The 20,386-nt window shown below is 42.1% G+C and carries 8 protein-coding genes; 4 read left to right on the top strand and 4 right to left on the bottom strand.

The genetic code is table 11. The features are described from left to right. Window position 1: 1 nt before the first annotated feature. Both ACIFQM_RS17730 and ACIFQM_RS17725 read right to left on the bottom strand, forming a co-directional pair. On the bottom strand, window positions 2–775 hold the full coding sequence (locus ACIFQM_RS17730; RefSeq protein WP_430039014.1) for a class I SAM-dependent methyltransferase: 774 nt from the start codon (window positions 773–775) through the stop codon (window positions 2–4). A gap of 116 nt (window positions 776–891) precedes the next feature. Beyond that, on the bottom strand, window positions 892–1,233 hold the full coding sequence (locus ACIFQM_RS17725) for a cupin domain-containing protein (protein WP_430039015.1): 342 nt from the start codon (window positions 1,231–1,233) through the stop codon (window positions 892–894). A gap of 259 nt (window positions 1,234–1,492) precedes the next feature. On the opposite strand from ACIFQM_RS17725, the gene ACIFQM_RS17720 reads away from it, so the two are divergent. The 4 genes from ACIFQM_RS17720 to ACIFQM_RS17705 all read left to right on the top strand — a co-directional run bounded on the left by ACIFQM_RS17720 (window position 1,493) and on the right by ACIFQM_RS17705 (window position 4,898). Then, window positions 1,493–2,728: an FprA family A-type flavoprotein gene (locus ACIFQM_RS17720; RefSeq protein ID WP_430039016.1), complete on the top strand. Its 1,236-nt coding sequence runs from the start codon at window positions 1,493–1,495 to the stop codon at window positions 2,726–2,728. A gap of 37 nt (window positions 2,729–2,765) precedes the next feature. Next, on the top strand, window positions 2,766–3,959 hold the full coding sequence (locus ACIFQM_RS17715; RefSeq protein WP_430039018.1) for an NAD(P)/FAD-dependent oxidoreductase: 1,194 nt from the start codon (window positions 2,766–2,768) through the stop codon (window positions 3,957–3,959). Between the two features lie 2 nt (window positions 3,960–3,961). Beyond that, the gene (gene rd, locus ACIFQM_RS17710) at window positions 3,962–4,132 is read left to right on the top strand and encodes a rubredoxin (protein WP_430039020.1); all 171 of its coding nucleotides are present in this window, start codon (window positions 3,962–3,964) and stop codon (window positions 4,130–4,132) included. Between the two features lie 61 nt (window positions 4,133–4,193). After that, window positions 4,194–4,898 carry a Crp/Fnr family transcriptional regulator gene (locus tag ACIFQM_RS17705; RefSeq protein ID WP_192511069.1) on the top strand — a complete coding sequence of 235 codons (705 nt, stop codon included), beginning with the start codon at window positions 4,194–4,196 and terminating at the stop codon, window positions 4,896–4,898. A gap of 233 nt (window positions 4,899–5,131) precedes the next feature. Here the strand turns inward: ACIFQM_RS17705 and ACIFQM_RS17700 are convergent, their stop codons facing one another. Then, entirely contained in the window at window positions 5,132–12,706 is a 7,575-nt protein-coding gene (locus ACIFQM_RS17700; RefSeq protein ID WP_430065908.1) for an amino acid adenylation domain-containing protein, read from the bottom strand. Window positions 12,707–12,733: 27 nt separating this feature from the next. Further along, the gene (locus ACIFQM_RS17695) at window positions 12,734–20,365 is read right to left on the bottom strand and encodes an amino acid adenylation domain-containing protein (RefSeq protein WP_430065906.1); all 7,632 of its coding nucleotides are present in this window, start codon (window positions 20,363–20,365) and stop codon (window positions 12,734–12,736) included. Between the last annotated feature and the right edge of the window lie 21 nt (window positions 20,366–20,386).

Below are 20,386 nucleotides of genomic sequence, written 5' to 3'. Positions count from 1 at the left end.
ACTATCGCTCAGCGATTATACTGACCGCTTGCAGATGGTCGGCGTGCTTTACAAATTGTTTGCGCATACCCATAACTCTAGCTCGGGCAGCGTGGTTTCGCATAAGTTTAAAGGCAATTTTGCCAAATCTCAACCAACCCTCATCCTGAATGATACGCGGCAGATGCAGTAAATGCATGGGAGCCGTATAGATTTTAAGAACCTTAAAACCTTCCTCTTTCAGCAGCTGTTCCCATTCCGATACCGTCAACGGTGTCGCATTAACTCTCAGGGCTACAGCCAAATCCTTGTTAATCTGCTTTTTGAGCTCAGGCTCAATATGATTTGAAGCAAAGCACATCTCATGGATAGCATACTTCCCGCCCGGTTTCAGAAGTCGCTTGGCTTCCGAAATAATCTGTGCCTTCTTGGCCCTTGTCTGCATAGTCAGCATAGCTTCCCCATATACCACCGTCGCAGAGGCATCCGGCAACGGAACCTGTTCAGCATCGGCAATAAGCACTTCCCGGTTTGCTCCGCTTACATACGTTTTCACGATAGAAGCCGCCTTCTCATTCTGTTCAATCGCAATATAACGGCGGGGATTCAGTTGCAGTGTCATTTGGGCAGTTATGCCCAATCCGGGAGCAAACTCAATAACCTCATCCTTCCCGGTTACGTCAAGCCCTTCTATCATCCAGCGTGTCGTTTTCAACCCTCCGGGCCTGAGCACGCGCTTACCGAGACTTGCTAATATCCAGTGCCCTGGCACCTGTGTGTAATCTACTGTCTGCATCGGCCACAAACACCTCTTTCAATAATTTGATAATGATATTCATTATCAGTATATGCATAAAAAAATTTAACATTTTTTATTTTTATAATTTATATAGCTACGGTGATGTACCCTCTTTATATATTTTGCGCGTAGCTTTCACTTGGCGTTTGGGTCAACACCACATGCAGGCTGGAATTCGCCTCCGCACCACCGCGATAGGAAAAGCGCTCATCTCCTGTAACATGGATCATATCCCCTTGGACAATTTCCGTTTCTTCACCATTCACAGTAACAGTACCGTTACCCTCAAGAACAAGCAAATATACATTTGCTCCTGGATGATTATGTGTTGGCAACTCAGCATTAGGAGTAAAGTTGAGAATAAAAATTACATTGTCGGCTTCCTTATGCACAATTCGTTTTGTAAACGCAGCTTCTTTATATTCCTGAAACTGAATGAGGTTAGATTTTTTCATGTAGGTTCACTCTCCTGTTTGAAGTTGGATTTGCCTATGATGGATTGGATACCTGGCATGTTCTCAGGTTTCAATCTGTATGGTCTTATTGTATTTGATTATTACGCTCGCCTTGTGATTGCAATCACAAAACTAAATTTAAGTGAAAAATACTTATAAATATTCAAAAATTTGATTTCAATCCTCTTTTTCATCGACACATCCAACTAGAATCGAATGGTGTTAGACAACAAACAAAAACAAGCAGGAGGTTGTTCCTATGAAGCCCGGATTTCAACTGGCAAAGGATATTTATTGGGTAGGAAAAATTGATAATCGTGAGGTTCCCTTTCATCGTCTTCTACTATCTAAGGGCACAACCTATAATGCATATCTACTAAAAACCGGAAAACCAACCATTGTAGATACCGTAGATATGGCGTTCGGTAGAGAGTTTGCAGAAGCTGTAACCGAATTGATCGATCCATTGGACATTCAATATATCATCGTCAATCACACGGAACCAGATCACTCGGGTGGATTGGCGGCACTTGCTTCCAAAGCAACGAACGCTACGATTGTCTGCACTGAGATTGCTGTTCCGGAAATTCAACAAATGTACAAGCTTCAGCATCGCAACTTCCTGGTGATCAAGGACGGGGATCAACTGGATATTGGAGGCAAGACGCTTCTGTTCAAGGAAACACCTTACCTCCATACGGAAGAAACCATGATTACGTACTGCATAGAAGATAAAATCTTGTTCCCTTGTGATATTTTCAGTACACACGTGGCTGTAGAGCATCTATTTGCCGATGAGGCGGGTTTTGATATCACCGAGGACTTTATCGGATACTATCAGGCTATTATTCATCCGCATCGCAGATATGTGCGTACATTAATCGAAGCTGTTTCTGACCTGGATATTGAGATGATTGCTCCTTCCCACGGCTTCGCGATCCGACATGACATTGCCAAGTTTATTGATTTGTACGCCTCTATGAGTACCGAAACTAAGGATGATAAAAAAGTAGCGATTGTCTATGCCACATTAAAAAATAATACCAAAAAAATGGCAAACATCCTGAAAGACTGCTTTTTGGAGAACCAAATCAGGGTGGAGCTATGGGATGTAGATAAGGCGGATGAAACGGAGTTATTGAATAGTATTGCCTCAGCGGATGCTGTTTTCGTCGGTAGCTCTACCAAATATGCGGACATGACGGGCAAGCTGGAAGACCTGCTGCAAAAAATGCAAAAGATGAATCTGGAAGGTAAGCTTGCTGCTGCCTTTGGTTCCTACGGCTGGAGCGGGGAAGCCATTGAAGTCGTACAGGATTACTTAATCGGTACCCATATGAAGGTCCAAAGCACTTCTGATGTAATCAAGTCAACCGGTATGACGCATGTGGAATTCCCGGTACGCATTCGCTTCTCTCCTACAGAAGATGAAAAAGTAAAGAAAATTAAAAACGCCGCTGAATTTGTCTCAGATCTACTGCTTAGCGTCATTTGAACAAAGGCAGCGTATAGCGAAATAGGAGAGATGCTGAATGGGTAACCAACATTACGTTATTATCGGAGGCAGCGTTGCCGCCGTCAACGCGGCGAAAGCGATCAGAGATCATGATGAGCTGGCTGAAATTTCTATTTACGGGGAAGAAACATCCCTTCCGTATAACAGAGTCAAGCTTTCCAAGGGGCTATTCACTGACCTGCACAGCGAAAAAATCCTAATCAAAAAGGAAAAATGGTTTGCTAATCAACGAATTCATGTTTATTCCGACATCAAGGTAACCGAGATACATCCAGAGGACTGTACCATCGAAACAATAAACGGACAAACCGTTGCTTATGACAAGCTGCTGCTGTGTACAGGAGCCCACAACCGTAAGCTTTCGCTGGACGGAGCTTCACTAAGGAACGTTCACAATATCCGTTTTCGACAAGATGCAGACAGCCTTAAGACAAAATTACAAAAGGGAAACCGGATATGTATCATCGGCGGCGGTATTCAAGGGGTAGAAACCGCCTGGTCCTTCCAGCAAGCCGGGTATGCTGTAACCATTCTGGAAGCCTCGCATCGGCTTATGCCCCGCCAGTTGGATGAGAAGGCCGCTTCTATTTTGACCCATCGAATTACCGAACAGGGTACCAAGGTAAGCCTTGGACAAGGCGTAAAGCGTATTACAGGCACAGATCACGTAGAAGGTGTAGAACTACAGGACGGCTCTGTTATTCCCTGCGAGCATGTCGTGTATTCTATCGGAATTGTACCTAATACTGAGCTTGCTCGCCAAACCGGACTTGATATTGGACACGGCATTCTGGTGAATGCACAGATGGAAACCAGCTTCGCCAATATATATGCGGCAGGTGATGTAGCCGAGTTTCAGAATAGAGTGGATGGATTATGGGAAAGTGCCGTAGAGCAAGGAAAAATAGCAGGCGCTAATATGGCGGGTGCATCCGTCAGCTACCAGCGTCCCATCCCTGTAACTCTATCGAACAGCTATAAATCCCCTCTCTTTTCCATTGGCCTAGTAGATGAACAGGAATGCGACACCAGCCTGACCAGTGAAAATCAAGCTTCTTATACACGAATGTTCATACAAAACGGCTCTATCTGCGGCGTGATCGGTTTTGGGGATGCCCTCGCTTCACTTCCATACAAAACAGCCATCATTCAGGGACTCAAACCGGATGCGCCAGAGCTTACAAAAATTTTGGGTGACAAGGAGAGCTAAAGATGAAAAAATATGTATGTCAGCCCTGTGGATATATTTATGATCCTGCTATGGGTGACCCCGATGAAGACGTTATGCCCGGTACAGCGTTTGAGGACCTTCCGGAAGACTGGGTTTGTCCAGTCTGCGGTGAGGATCAAAGCCATTTTTCCCCAATAGATGATACAGAATAACAACAATACGCTATAATCTTTAGTTTCCGGCTTATGAATGGAGTGAATGAATGTGAATGAGATGTCCTGCCCCTGCCAGTGCGAAAAGGAGCCCTGTGCCCGCAAAGTGCCTATCTTTTCCTCTTTGTCCTGCGAAGATTTGTGTAAGGTCAGCTCCATGATCCGACACCGGAAATATCAGAAAGGCGAGGCCTTGATTATCGAGGAACAAGCATCCGATACGCTATACATTATTAAAAGCGGGCATGTCAAGCTTCTGAAAATGACACCTCAGGGCAAAGAACAAATTCTGCACATTCTGACAACTGGCGATTTTTTTGGCGAGTTGAACATATTTAACAGCGATGAGCTGAGTAACTTTAGTGCGTATGCCTTAAAAGATACTGATATTTGTATGCTCACCAAGGATGATATGGAGCAGTTGATTCACAACAATCCCGATATCTCTTTGAAGCTGCTCAAAACCATTACTAAACGCTTGGCACATACCGAAAAGCTGGCTCAAAGCCTGGCTACCAAAGACCCAGAAATCCGTATCGCTTATATGATTCTTGAGCTTGGGCATAAATACGGAAAACCGGACGGCTCCTACATTAAAATAAATCTCCCCCTTTCACGCGAAGAAATGGCTAATTATGTGGGTGTCACACGCGAAACCATCAGTCGCAAATTCGCAAAATTTGAACAGCTGGGGATTATTCATATTAAGGGTATACGAGAGATTACCATTTGCGATGTACAGAAACTGAACGAATATATGGATTGAGGCACATCCAAATGTTGTTCTGGCATGAAGAGCAACAAAAAAGCCGCTTCTTTGGCTTAATGGTTTATGGCTGGTATACCTGTCGTAACTGAGGGCATCGTGAGTTCTGGCTGAAATTTGGCTGAATACGGAATCATTTCTTCACAAACTACCCCTCCAATTTCGCTCATTCCTTATGAAAACATAAGGTTTTAGAAGTGCTACTGGAGGGGATTGTATTCAATCAACCTTATTTAGACTTTTTGTAATCCTATATGAACACAATGATCAATGATATCCAATAAGTTTTGCTGATATTTCAGCGCTAGTGCTTCCAAAGTACGACGGGTAAACAATCGCTGATTAAATCGCAAAGAGTAATGAAATATTCCATTTACGATAAAGGCATTCATTTCTAGGTTGTAGGGCCACTGCATATCCTGATGAATAAGTTCACCCATAGGCATAGAGGAAGAAATAATTTCTTCATGCTGCAGTCCATCCTCGAACCGTCCCAAGTAATTAAATAATATCTCCGGAGATAAAGTGAACTCCAGATCCTCAGTATACTGCGGTTCCGACAGATATTTTAGAATACCATAGCCAATCCCATTATGGGGCACTCTGGCATGCGTATGTTGAACCCTCTGAATGAGCTCGCCCGGAAAATCCCCACTGGCATCATAGACTACAGGATAAAAAGAAGTAAACCAACCTACCGTCCGTGTCAAATTGAGATGTTCTCTAAATTCATCCCTTCCATGACTTTCTACATCAACAGCTATGTTAGGATTACACGTCCATTCCTTAATCGTCATGACCAATGCTGTCAGCAACAAATCGTTGATTTCAGTATTATAAGCGGAAGGAGCTTTAGTTAATAATGCTTCCGTCTCTTCCTGGGTGAGTGAAACATCTATGAAGTCCATGTCCTTAAATACATGAGATCCTACTCCCTCCGCCAATTCAACCGGAAGTTGAGGTACACTCTCTTTTAATACATTTTTCCAGTAATCCTTTTCCTGCAAAAAGTCAGCGCTATTCGCATATGCAGATAATTCCTGACTCCAAGTCTTGAACGAGGTCGTCTTTGCAGGCAGTTGCAGATCTTGATGCTCTTTAAGACCCTCGTACAAATACTCAAAATCCTCCATAATGATGCGCCAGGAAACTGCATCAACAACTAGATGATGAATAATAATTAGCAAGTGATCTCCATCATTTGCTCGGAATACTCCCAGTTTAATCAGCGGACCCTGTAATAAATCAATACTCTCCTGTAATTGATTAGCTTCTTGTTCGATCTGAAATTCAATTTTTTCAGACGTGGTCCAATCGAATAATTCAATATCAAAGTGCCGACCTGCTTCGTCCGAATTCTCCTGTACCAAGCCTTCATCTGTATGTTTAAAACGCATTCTTAATGCATCATGATGCTTCGTAATTCTCTCAAAAGCCTCCACTATGACTTGCATATTCCAACCTTCCGGATTATACATCATAACTGCCTGGTTCCAATGAAAAGGATTATCACTCAGGTTGAATACCCATTTTTGAATGGGTGTTAAAGGTACCTCTCCTACCACCATTTGTTCGCCAATGCTTAAAGTTTTCTCCCAGTTCAGATTAGAGACCAATTCTCTAATCGTCTGGAATTGCATAATACCTTTTATTTTTACGGCATAGCCCATTTGTCCCAGTTGAGCAGCTAATTGTATGGCTTTAATAGAGTCTCCGCCCAGCTCAAAGAAATGATCATCAATGCCTATATTCGATACGGATAAAACCTCGCTCCATATGTCCACCAACAACTGTTCCAGCTCATTTCCAGGTGCCACTTTAGTTTCGGAGGACTTTTTGGGCTGTGGTAGCGCCTTAGTATCTATTTTTCCGTTTGCAGTTAGCGGCATGGCCGACAAATGGACAAAATGAGCCGGGATCATATAGTCAGGCAGTTCCTTGCTCAAAAATTTACGCAGCATAGCATTCGTAAAGCATTCTTCCGATACATAGTATGCGACCAGAGATACGACATCGTTTACGCTCGTAACCGGGAGAATACATGCCTCAGGGATTGCTTCATGTTTTAATAGCCCCTGCGTTATTTCCCCAAGCTCAACCCTGTATCCTCTTACTTTTACCTGATCATCAATTCTGCCCAAATACTCAATTTCCCCGTTAGGCAGCCAACGAGCCAAATCGCCGGTCTTATACATACGCTGGTGCTCTCTGAACGAGTTAGGTATAAACCTTTCCCTGCTTAACTCAGGTCGGTGCAGGTAACCTCTAGCTAATCCCGGCCCGCTGATGCATAATTCTCCTGGAACTCCTATGGGTTGCATATGATGATGTTCGTCCACGATATAAATCTCGGTGTTTACAACCGGTCGACCAATTGTAATACGGGAGGAGTCTTGATCTAATATAGCCGCCGTAGAACATACAGTGCCCTCTGTCGGTCCATATGCATTCACAAAGGTACGACCCTCACTCCATTTTTCAATAATATCCATGGTACACGCTTCTCCACCAGCTATAAGGGTATGCAAGCTAGGGATCGGCTCATAGGGAAGAGTTCTTAAAAGAGAAGGCGGTAATATCGTTGCATGGATCGTGTGCTCTCTTAACCACCGTCCAACTCCATATTCCAACAGTTCATTGCGATCCTCAATGACCAGCGTCGCTCCGGATAAAAGCGCCAGAAAAGTTTCAAGCACGGAAGCATCAAAGCTAAAGGAAAAAAACTGTAATACCCTGCTTCCTTCCTTTATATTAAATGTAGTAGCTAAATTAGAAAAATTGCATAGGCTATGATGCTCAATCATGACCCCCTTAGGCTTTCCAGTTGAACCAGAGGTATAAATGACATAGGCCATATCTTCAGGTCGAGTTACGCTTTTAAGATTGGAAGTATCATGCTCATCTATAGCCTGTCGATCATCAATGAATAGAATCTGATCGGCAGCTCCTAAGTTGACAGTTATATTACCAAGCAAATCCCGCTCTGTAATCAACAATTGAGCTTGGCTGTCCTCCATGAAATAGGATATACGTTCAGTTGGATAAGAAGGGTCTATAGGTAAATAGGCAGCTCCCGCCTTTAATACGCCCATGACGCTTACTACTCTCAGGCAAGATGGAAACAACATAATACCAACAACCTGATCTCTACTAATATTTCGGCTCCGTAATGCTCTTGCTATTTGATTAGCTTGCTCATTCACTTGTCGATAGGTTAACTTTTCTTCCCGCCATTCCAATGCAATAGCATCTGGAGTTTGGGCAACACGTTCTTCCCACAGCTCAATAACAGTCGATTGACTATGATCAGATAGATTTCCAGGAAGATTAAATTGGTGGAGAATCTCATGATGCTCCCTATCTGTTAGAAGTTGAATATCTCTTATCAGGACGCCCGGATGATCAACAATCTGTAGGATGATTTGCTGAAAATGGCCGATAAGACGCTCCATAGTTGCTTCGGCAAACAAGCTTTTATTGTAAACCAGATGGATTTCAATCGTTTCTCCCAAACGGATTTCCCATGTCAGATCAAATTTAGCGCTTTGGGTACCTATTTTATACTCTTTAAGCTCGATATCTGACATCTGAATATCCAGTTCTTCGATATCTTCCAAGGTAAACACGGTATCAAACAAAGGATTGCGACTGAGGTCACGTTGTAAAGGCAACTGCTCTAATAACTGTTCTAATGGATAATCTCCATTCTCATAAGTCAACAGCATTTCTGTCTTCACCTGCTGTAAAAAGTCCACATAGGTTTGCTCGTATTCAAGCTTATTACGCATGGGAACAACATTGGCGAACATGCCCACGGTATGATCCAACTGTCCCGTTCTTCTTCCTGAAAGTGGAGAACCTACAATAATATCTTTCTGTCCACTGTACTTGGCCAGAAGTATAGTGTAAGCAGAGAACAATGACATATATGATGTGACCTGCTCAGACACGGCTAATTCCTTGAGTTTGGCTGTCGTTGTGGCGTCCAACTCAAAATCTAGTTGCTCTCCTTCAAACGTTTGCTGAGGCGGTCGACGATAATCAGTTGGGATATTGAGAGTAGGCAACTCCCCGGAAAAACGCTCCATCCAAAAATGTTCTTGCTGCTTAAACGTCGAAGAATGTAGCCATTCCTCTTGCCATACTGCATAGTCTTTATATTGAACCTGAATGAGCGGGAGAGCATTCTCTTGATATATCTGTAGTACATCCTGTATTAATATATTCAGAGACAATCCGTCACAAATAATATGATGAATATCCATAATGAAAATATGCTTGGTAATACTTAATTCCAACAGAACTGTCCGTACCAGCGGAGCCTGGTCCAATTCAAACGTCTGAATAAAGGCTGACGCATGGGATTCCAGTTCTTCCTCATTGGTTTTCATATATACTATGGGGCAAGAAACCTGATCATGAACTCGTTGAATAAGTTGGCCGTGCTCCAGATGAAAGGATGTTCTTAACGGCTCGTGCCTTTCAACCAGTTTTTGTACTGCTACCTGCCATTTTTCTTTATCAATGCTCCCGATTATTTCAACAGCGAAGGGTACATTATAGCTTATCCCCGCTGGATCCAATTGCTGAATAGAATACAGTCTCTTTTGCTGGGAAGTGACCGGGTACACATCACGATGTTCATGTGCTTGAATCCAAAATACCTGCTCCGAATGGTCTCTGTAATTAATCAATTTCGCCATTTCGCGAACCGTTGGATTCAACAATATATCACGGATCGAAACTTGGGTTTCCAGAGCTTTATGTATTCGGGATACCAGCATAGCGGCTTTAAGCGAATGTCCGCCAAGTTTTAGAAAGTGATCCGTTGTACTTAAATGTTGAAAACCTAGCACATCCTGATAAATATTCAGAAGTTTGAATTCCAGCTCATTAACAGGCTCTATTACATGAAGATCCTGTTTCTTTATGTCTGCCGGTTCGGGTAGTCCGCTACGTTGGATTTTGCCGTTTGAATTCATAGGCAACTGTTCCAATTCCACATAAAAAGAAGGTACCATATAATCCGGGAGACTATTTCCCATATGTTGACGCAAGTCTTCCAAAATGTAATGTTCGTCTGGAACCAGGTATGCGCACAAATAGCTATAGCCTTCTTTATCTTGCTTGGCTAGTACAGTACCCTCCTTAACACCCGGATAGATCAGCAACTGAGTAGACACCTCATTGAGTTCAATACGGTGACCTCTGATTTTCACCTGGTGATCTATTCTACCCAAATACTCCATATCACCGTTGGGTAGCCATCTGGCGAGATCTCCGGACTTATACATTTTTTCTCCTGATTTAAAAGGGTTATTTATAAACCGTTCCTCAGTCAACTCTGCTCGATTCAAATAACCTCTGGTAACCCCCCCTCCCGTAACGTACAATTCCCCAGGAACCCCAATAGGCATAAGATGTTGCTTATCGTCTAAAATATAAGCGTTTAAGGTCGCCATCGTAGTTCCAATGTTACTCCTATTGCTATCTATCTCTTCTTGCGTAATCTTCTTATAGGTTACATGAACAGTAGTTTCCGTAATTCCATACATATTAACCAGTTCTGTATGAGGGTATTTGTGGTTCCACTTCTTAAGTTGGACAGGAGATAGCTCTTCTCCACCAAAAATAACCTTACGGATATGAAGTGGACTCGAATCGGATTCTTCCAAAGCGGACAGCATATTAAACGCTGAAGGGGTCTGATTCAGGACGGTAACCTTTTCTTCCAGAAGCAATTGTCTAAACTGAGTAGCGTCCTGAGCTGTCTCTCTGGGTACAATAACAAGCCTTCCTCCTTGGAGAAGCGATCCATACATCTCCCATACCGAAAAATCAAAGCACATCGAGTGGAACATAGTCCATACATCCTGATGATCAAAATCAAACAAATTTGTACTGTTGAATAGGAGTTGGACTACATTCCTATGTTCAACCATGACTCCCTTGGGCTTCCCAGTAGAGCCTGAAGTATAGATAATATATGCTCTCGAGCACGGGGTATTTAGCTCTGCCAGCGCTTGTCCCGACTCCTGAGTCCATTGATCATCATGAAGAGCAATCACTTGGCCTATATAATTAGCCGCTATACGGCAAGGATCGTCAACCAATATGAAGGAAGCCTCGCTATCTTCCAAAGTGTACTCCATACGCTCTACAGGGTAATGCGGATCTATAGGCACATAGGTAGCGCCTGCTTTGATAATGGCTAGTATTCCAATCACCATCTCCAAAGAGCGCTCGACGGAAATAGCCACAATGGTCTCAGATGCGATACCTTTTTGTATAAGATATCTTGCCAATTGATTAGACGTCTCATCTAGTTGCCTGTAAGTAAGTGTCTGTTGATTGTAGGATAAAGCAACTGCATCAGGGGTCTTCACCACCTGTTTCTGAAATAGGCTTGTGACGGTCTCATCATCAGGATAATCAGCCTGATTCCGGTGACTAAGTGCTAATAGACTTTGCTCTTCCGCCGGTGTAATTAGTTTTATTTGATCTACTTCGATATCAGGATTGCGTAGTACACAATCTATAATATTTTGAAAATGATTAGCCAATTTTTCTATAAAAGATCGCGTGTATACCTCCCGATTGAAAACAAAGCTGACTTCCATCTGCTTTCCAGGTAAAAACACAATGCTTAAATTGTAATTATTCTGTTCAACTCCGCCGCCTCCATGAATGGCGAAGCCCAAATGATCTTGTAATTCACGCAGAGCATCCAGTGAAGAGGCATAGTTTTCAAACACACAGATATGATCAAACAGTTGTCCCCCACAGTCTGATTTAGCTTGTATATCCGCAAGCGAGCTATATTCAAAGGGCTTGGATTGAATCATTCCGTCATGCATTTTAGCTAGTAGGCTACGGAAGCTATCTCCTGACTTTTGGGCCATACGAACCGGAATAGTATTAATAAATAAACCTACAATGCGTTCGATATTCGGAACCTCAGGAGGACGACCGGACACAACCGTGCCAAACACGACATCATGGGTACGGTTATATTTTTGCAGTAATATCCCCCAGGCTGTTTGTATCACATGATTCAAAGTTGTATGCTGCATTTGTGACAGTGACGTCAATTGCTCCGTAGTGGCCTCACTTAATAAACACGCGAATTCCTCCGTATGATATGCCACCCCGTTTCCTTTGTGCTGCTGTGGAATAGTGACTGTTTCCTCATAATCTTGCAGATAAGTTTGCCAGTAATGTTCCGCCGCCTCGGTATCCTGATTTTTTAGCCACTGAATATACTCGCTATATTTTGTAGTTGTTTGATGGGGAGTAGGTTGACTATGAATGAGATTTCCATATACCCTAAGAATCTCTTCAAATACCAGGCTCCAGCACCATCCGTCCATAACAATATGATGAAAATTCCAAAGTAGAATATACTTACGATAGGATGTCTTTATTAGATGTAAACGAATCAGAACATCCTTTGCCAGTTGGTACGGCTTTGCTCGGTCTTCCTCTTTATATCTCGTTATGAACAACTCTTGATCAGCTTCATTCAGATGAGTAATATCCTGCACTTCCAGCTTCGCTTCCCGATGCTTTAATACAATTTGTATAGGTTGTTTAAGCTTTTCTTGTACAAAGGCAGTCCGCAATACATCATGCTTTTGAATGACAAAATTAAAACTTTCCTCCAAAAAAAGAGGATTAATATTCCCTTCTACTTGGGCATAACCTTGTACATAATAAGAATTCTGCTGGCTGTCCTTCATGGAGTGGTATAAAATCCCTTTTTGCGTAGGTGTCAATTCATACATATCTTGAATATTATTTTTATCCATCCGTATGCCTCCTCAGTTATGCAAGTTTTATTTCAGAGCATCGAAGATATCGCCAAGTTCCTCCATACTTAAATCCTCAACCGTAAAATCACTAGGCGTATATTCAACGATCTCCTGTTCCGAGCAATGTCGTACGATATCCTTAAGATTGTGAAGGAATTCTTGGCTGAATGCCTCCATAGTGGAATGTGAGAATACATCCGTTTGATAACTTAAAATAAACTTCATCTGTCCTTCAAAAAACATTCCGTTTATTTCTATATCCCGAGCTCCATCCACCGGTTCACTATATGCCTTGCCTGTTGCAAAATTGGACATCGTAAACTCTTGGGTTGCATGAGTATCAATTTGACCAAGATAATTAAACAAAATTTGAGGCTTAGGTACAGGAATAAAACCATTCTTTAATGAATCCGGGGTGAGGTACTTCAATATACCGTAGCCGATCCCCTTTTTAGGAACCTTCCTCAACGTCTCTTTGACGGTTTTAATTGCATCAGATACATCATTTTTCGGAAGCTGAAATAGCACTGGATACATACTGGTAAACCAGCCTATCGTTCTGGATATATCCAGGTGGTCCATAATTTCTTCACGTCCATGACCCTCCAGACTGACGACAACATCTGAGTGACCTGACCATCTTCTAATGGTTAGAGCCAGTGCGGCCAATAAAATATCGTTCATTTCGGTCCGATAGGCCCTATGAACCGTAGTAATTAATTGTTCCGATACTTTTTTATCCAGCTTAATCGTGATTTCACCAATCGTCTCACTATCCAGTGAGGAGGATTGCTTATCCGGAATTAAAACGACTGGCGACTGCTGTATTCTTGTCCAATACGGAATTTCCTGAAGAAGTGTATGGCTTTGTGCGTAATGAATCAACTGTCGGCTCCACTCCAGATAGGAAGTTGTCTTCTCTGGCAATACTATTGCTATTCCACTCACTGCTTGCTCATATGCTGTCGAGAAATCCTCGAATAAGATTCGCCAGGATACTCCATCTATTAGCAAATGATGCACAACAAATATAAGATAGTCCCCGTGCCCCGTCTTAAATTGTCCCAGTCGAACTAGTGGTCCCTTTTCAATATGGAGCGCTCGGTGAAGGATCTCTGCTTGTTGCTGGATAACCGTTTCCACCTCAGTATCATCATGTATCTCAAAAGTATCAAGCTCGTAAATTCCAGGCGCCATGGTGCGGTTCATCTGATAGTACCCTTCAGAATTTGCAGCAAAAATGATTCGAAGCGAGTCATGGTGTTGGACTATATGGTCCATTGCCATGCTAATTTCATCACTGTTCCAACCCTCTGGACGATACAGAAGCGCAGATTGATTCCAGTGACTTATATCAGACAGCTTCTGCTCAAAGAACCAATGCTGGATTGGTGTTAGGCTCGCCTCTCCTACTACAGGCTGCTGGCTGATTCTGATCGTTTTCTCCTGAAGATAAGGCGTAATTTCCTGTATAGATGGATGTTTTAAAAACGTAGATACCTCGACCTGCAAGTTATGCTTGCTAAGATTAGCCACAAACGTAATGGCCTTAATGGAATCCCCGCCCAGTTCAAAAAAGTTATCTGTTACTCCAATTCGCTCCACCTGTAGAACATCAGACCATATACTGGCCAACAGCATTTCCTGTTCACTTTCTGGAGCAAGGTAGGTGCTCGCAACAGATATATTGGGCTCAGGCAAAGCCTTGGCATTTAATTTCCCGTTATGATTCAAAGGAAGCTTTTCCAATTGTACAAAATGAGACGGAATCATATAATCCGGGAGTTGTTCTGCTAAAAACATTTTGATGTCCGCTTTATCCAACGGAATTTCCGATACGTAATAAGCACTCAAGTAAGGCATATTCATATGATCATACTTGGTAACAACGGCTCCCTCTTTAACCAGACTGTAATCCAACAATTTACCTGTAATCTCATCTAGTTCAATACGATAGCCCCTGATCTTAACCTGATTATCTATTCTGCCAAGATACTCAATATTCCCATCAGGTAACCAACGGGCAAGATCCCCTGTTTTGTACATCTTTTGATTAGATAAAAACGGGTTTTCTACGAATTTTTGCGCAGTTAGGTCGTCACGATTAATATATCCTCTGGCTAGACACGTACCTGAAATGCATAGTTCCCCTGGGACACCAATGGGTTGGAGCTGATTCTTCTGATTGATGATATATAGCATAACGTTGTCAATTGGTTTGCCAATTAGAACAGTTCTAATCTCATCCTGTGGAGAACAATTATAAAAAGAAACATCGACCGTGGCTTCCGTAGGTCCGTATAAATTGTATAAGCCCGTGGAAAGACCTAACCTCTGAAATCTGGACACATGATTGGGTAATAGAGCTTCACCGCTTGTGAATATTCTTTTAAGACTTAAAATCTGTTGAGCATAGGAAGGAATCTCTACAAAATCCAAAAAGCTATTAAACATGGAAGGAACAAAGTGAATGCTTGTAACACCATATTGCTGGATAACATCTATCATGCTTTGTGGTGATTTTTCTTCTTCCGGTTTTAGAATACATAAATGAGCACCCGTAAAGAACCACATCAACAGCTCCCACACAGATACATCAAATACATACGGGGTTTTTTGCAAAAATACATCGTGTTCCTGAATGTTATATTCTTTGACCATCCAAGTAATACGGTTTAATAATGTACCGTGTTCAATCATGACCCCCTTCGGTTGGCCTGTTGAGCCTGAAGTATAAATAATATAGGCTAGGTCATGCTCTTCATTTACAGAAAGCAAATTGCTTATATCACCGCGGTATATTTCGGGATTATCAAGATTTACACGCTTAACATCTATACTTTCCAGGTGGTCTTCTAGAGACTGCGTTGTCAGTAACAGGCTCGTCCCGCTGTTTTCAACCATGTATTTTATGCGCTGACTAGGAAAATCCTGCGAAATAGGCATATAAGCAGCACCTGATTTGAGGATGCCCATGATGCCAATCATCATCTCAAAGGAACGCTCTGTCATGATGCCGACTATACTGTTTCGGGTAACTCCGTTTTGTTGTAAATGTCTTGCCAGTTGATTAGCACGTTCGTTCAGATCTGCGTAACTCATATACTGACCATCATAAATTAAAGCCGTGCTATTCGGTTTTTTTTCAGCCTGTTCCTCGAATATACGGTGTACTGGCCTAAACGAAGGATATACAACCGCCGTGTCATTAAACTCTGTTAATATCTTATGCTTCTCTGCTTTCGTAATCACTTCTATATCGCCCAACATATCATCGGGATGGTCTAAAAGTTGGTCTAAAAGATGCATAAAGTGAGTTGACATGCGCTCAATAGTATATTTTTCAAACAGTTGCGTACTATATTCAACAAAAATCTGTATATCTGTAGAGTTCATCTCGCGAATATACCAAGTCAAGTCCAGCTTGGAATGATTCCATTTCATAGGAAGTGCTGAAAAATGGATATCTGCATCTTGGCTGATCTGAGTATCCGGGTTCTCAAATACGAACATCGTATCGAACAATGGATTTCTACTTATATCCCGGCGGATATTAAGTCGTTCCAGCAGCTTTTCCAGCGGATAATCCTGATTTTCCATCGCTGCAAAAACCGTTTGCTTCACATTCATTAAGAATTGCTTGAAGGTAATCGACGGTTCAGGGAAACTCCGAATCGCTAACGTGCTTGCAAACATACCGACCACAGGTTCTACATCAAAATGGGAACGGCCTGCAGTATTGGTCCCTACAACAATATCCTCTGTCCCCGTATATTTAGCCAAAAGTACGTTATATGCAGAGAGAAGAACCGTATATACAGAGACATTCTGCTGTTTCGCAAATCCATTTAATTTTTCCGTTATATGCGGTGTTACTTGAATGTCATAAATATTCCCTTCAAATTGCTGTACAGAGGGACGCGGATAATCTGTAGGAATATCAAGGGTAGGTAAATCCCCTTGCATTTGGTCTAACCAATACTTCTCTTGTTTTTTCATTTCATCATGCTCTGCCAGTTGCTGCTGCCATACCGCATAATCTTTATATTGAATATGCAGTTCAGGAAGACTTTCACCCCGATATAATTTCATCATCTCATCAAGCAGAATATCGGCAGATAATCCATCGAAAACAATATGATTAATATCCATTAGTAAAAAATGACGTTGCGTATTCAGCTTGATAAGCTTGACTCGAATTAGAGGCGCTTCATCCAGCTTGAATGGCTTCATAAATTGCTGCATCCATAAGGTCGCTTCTTCCGTGGCCAACTCTATATACTCAACTCGAAAGTCCATCTTTTCATGAACCTTTTGTTTAAGCTCACTTCCGATTAAATGAAACGATGTGCGTAAGGTCTCATGCCGATCTACCAGGCTCTCAATGACCTCTTTTAATCGGGCTACGTCTAATTTCCCTCTCAGCTCAAAAATAAAAGGAATGTGATAGCTCGTCCCTATGCCATCTAATTGCTGAACTGAGTACAGTCTTTTTTGGGCTGAAGATACCGCATAATACTCCGCTTTCGGCACTTGAATTATAGAGGGGTAAGCTGCGGTTATTTTTTCCTTCATTAAATATTTAGCCAGTTCCCGAATTGTGGGATGGGTCATAATCGTTTGTAGAGAGATCTTGATTTTTAGTGACTTCTGGATTCGCGACAGCAGCATCAGGGCTTTTAAAGAATGCCCTCCTATCGAAAAAAAATGGTCGGTCACACTAACATTTGTTTTGCCCAAAACTTCCTTCCATATTTGAAGCAGCGCCTCCTCCGTAGAGTTAATCGTAATCTCTTCCGAGTACGCATCCATTGTTGCAGGATCAGGTAACTGCTTCCTATCCACTTTTCCACTTAGTGTCAGCGGGATGGACTGAATAACTGTAAAACGGGAAGGTATCATATACTCTGGTAATTTCCTTTTCAAAGCTGCTCTAAGCTCATCTTGCTGGATATCCCGCTGATTTGTTACGATATAGGCACATAACTCCTCCTGTCCCATCTCTTTACCGTAAATGATAACCACAGCTTCTTTTATAGAGGACTGCTCGCGTAATACAGCCTCAATTTCACCTAACTCAATTCGGTAGCCTCTTATTTTGGCCTGCTTGTCCATTCGACCTAAATATTGAATATTTCCATCCTCCAAAAAACGGGCCAAGTCACCGGTTCGATACATTTTCCCCCCCGGTCTGAACGGATTGGGCGTGAATTTCTCTGCGGTGAGTTCTTCTTGTCCCCAATAACCTTTAGCAAGTCCCTCTCCGCCAATGCACAGCTCCCCTGCTATTCCAACGGGCTGTAGCTTTCCATCTTTATTCACGATATAAGCCAGCTTATTGTAAATAGGCTTACCAATATGGATATTTTCGGTAGGACCCTCGAATACAGCATGTGTCGCATCAACGGTCGTCTCCGTGGGGCCGTAAGCGTTCAAAAAGACCCTACCTTTGCCCCACTTCTCGACAACGCTCGACTCCACCTGTTCTCCTCCTGTGGAGATTAGTTTTAAATCTGGTAATTCCATATAGGGTAGTATCTTCAGCATAGATGGTACAAACTGTATGGAAGAAACTTTTTGATCGCGTAAGTAATGCATGAATGGTTCGCCTGATAGCATAAAATCTTTATTTACAACAATTAAGGTTGCCCCATTCAGTAGCGTTAAAAAAATCTCCCCGACTGACGCATCAAAACTAAGAGAAGCCGTTTGTAGAACACGCTCCCCATGCTTGATATGATAAATATCAGCGACAAGGCTATAATTATGCAGGGCCTGATGGTCAACCATTACCCCCTTAGGCTTACCTGTAGATCCCGATGTGTAAATCATATACACCAGATCTTCCGCCTGATTTACGTTCTCAATGTTCTCCCCATTCCGCTTGAACATCAAAGGATCATCAATCCATAGGGTGTGCCCCCCAAAATGGGAATAGACAGATGTATTTCTGTCACAAATTAAATATGCTGCCCCGCTATCTCTCAGCATATGTTCTATTCGTTCTTCTGGATAGGAATGGTCGATCGGTAGATAGGCAGCACCTGCCTTGATAACGCCCAAAATGGCTATGATCATCTCTATAGAGCGGTCTGTCATGACGGCGACAAATTCATTACGCCGAACCCCTAACTCCCGTAAACGCTCAGCAACCTGGTTTACCTTGATATTTAATTCGTAATACGATACTGAGGTATTTTCATATACAACTGCTTCCGTGTGCGGATAGTGTACTACCTGCTCCTCGAACAGCTCTTGAATGGTTTTATGTTTCACAAAATTCTGACGTGTGTTATTAAACTGCTCTAAAATTCTCTTCCGTTCAGCATCTGAAATGATATCCAACTGACTCGCGTTCATACCTGGATCTTGAGCAAGTTGAAAAATCATATTTTGAAAATGGGTACTGATTCTGTTGATAAAGGGTTCACTATACAAATAGATATTATACGTAATAACAACCTTCATGCGTTCGCCCGGATAGACCGTAACATCCAGATTATAATTAGTCTGTTCGAAAGCCTCCATATTTGTAATTTCAAAGGGTAGGCCGGCTTCCATATTTAATGATTTCATATCCAACGGGTAGTTCTCAAAAACAATCACATGGTCAATCATATTGCTTCGGTGTCCCGAATGCTCCGCAAGCTCTGACAAAGATACATAGCTGTACTTCTCGGAATGTACAGCATGTTGCTGCACATTCCGCATCATATCTGCAATACTTTGCCCCGGCTGGCTACTTATTCGTACTGGAACTGTATTAATAAACAAACCTACGATACTTTCGATATGCTCGACGTCCGCAGATCTGCCCGAAACAACTGTTCCGAATACGACATCGTCTGTATTATTGTACTTTTGCAACAGAATTCCCCATAGTGTTTGAAATGCTGTACTCAGTGTGACCTGATTCTGTTTTGCAGTCTCCGACAATAGAATTGTTGCTTGCTCACTAAGCTCAAATATACTCGTTCCAGCCTGATACTCCGTCGAAATTGTCGGTTTATCACCTGGCAGAGAAACATATTCATCATAATCCCGCAAGTAGTTTTCCCAGTATGCCAGGGGCTGTTCGCTATCCTGTTGTTGTAGCCACTTAATATAACTACTGTATGGAAATGCATGATCGACATATATCGTATTACCACTCAACGATTCATGATAAAAACGCAGCAAGTCTTTTAGTACAAGCTCAATACACCATCCATCCATTAAAATATGATGATGACTCCAGATAAGCTGGTATTCGAGTTCGTTTAATTGGAATAGGGCAAAACGAATCAGAACATCCGACTGAAGATCAAAACCGATTTCTCGATCTTCGAGTTTGAATCTTTCCATATAAAACTGTTGCTCTGATTCATCCATTTGTGATAAATCCTTAAAGATTAATGTGGTAGAGCGTTCCTTCAAAACAAGCTGAATAGGCGTGTTGAAGGAACTGTGTATAAAGGTTGTTCTTAGAATGTCATACTTCTGAATCAATGCATTTATACTCTTTTCCAAGACAGGAATATCAACTGTGCCAGTAATAGATAAAACCATTTGCTCAAAATAGGCACTTGATTTGGAATCTTGTAAATAGTGATACAGAATACCTTTCTGTAGAGGAGATAGCTCATACATATCTTTAATATTCTTTTTATCTATCATTGCCAGCACCTCAATACCTGT

Origin of the sequence: Paenibacillus sp. NRS-1782 (assembly GCF_050467685.1) — a bacterium.
Taxonomy (GTDB): Bacteria; Bacillota; Bacilli; order Paenibacillales; family Paenibacillaceae; genus Paenibacillus; species Paenibacillus terrae_A.
Note: the sequence above shows the minus strand (reverse complement) of the source record. Positions and strands in the feature narration are given on the sequence as shown.

What these genes read in the sequence shown, in the direction of transcription:
- ACIFQM_RS17730 (WP_430039014.1), bottom strand. Translation starts at nt 775, where the DNA reads ATGCAGACAGTAGATTACACACAGGTGCCAGGGCACTGGATATTAGCA.
- ACIFQM_RS17725 (WP_430039015.1), bottom strand. Translation starts at nt 1,233, where the DNA reads ATGAAAAAATCTAACCTCATTCAGTTTCAGGAATATAAAGAAGCTGCG.
- ACIFQM_RS17720 (WP_430039016.1), top strand. Translation starts at nt 1,493, where the DNA reads ATGAAGCCCGGATTTCAACTGGCAAAGGATATTTATTGGGTAGGAAAA.
- ACIFQM_RS17715 (WP_430039018.1), top strand. Translation starts at nt 2,766, where the DNA reads ATGGGTAACCAACATTACGTTATTATCGGAGGCAGCGTTGCCGCCGTC.
- rd (WP_430039020.1), top strand. Translation starts at nt 3,962, where the DNA reads ATGAAAAAATATGTATGTCAGCCCTGTGGATATATTTATGATCCTGCT.
- ACIFQM_RS17705 (WP_192511069.1), top strand. Translation starts at nt 4,194, where the DNA reads ATGTCCTGCCCCTGCCAGTGCGAAAAGGAGCCCTGTGCCCGCAAAGTG.
- ACIFQM_RS17700 (WP_430065908.1), bottom strand. Translation starts at nt 12,706, where the DNA reads ATGGATAAAAATAATATTCAAGATATGTATGAATTGACACCTACGCAA.
- ACIFQM_RS17695 (WP_430065906.1), bottom strand. Translation starts at nt 20,365, where the DNA reads ATGATAGATAAAAAGAATATTAAAGATATGTATGAGCTATCTCCTCTA.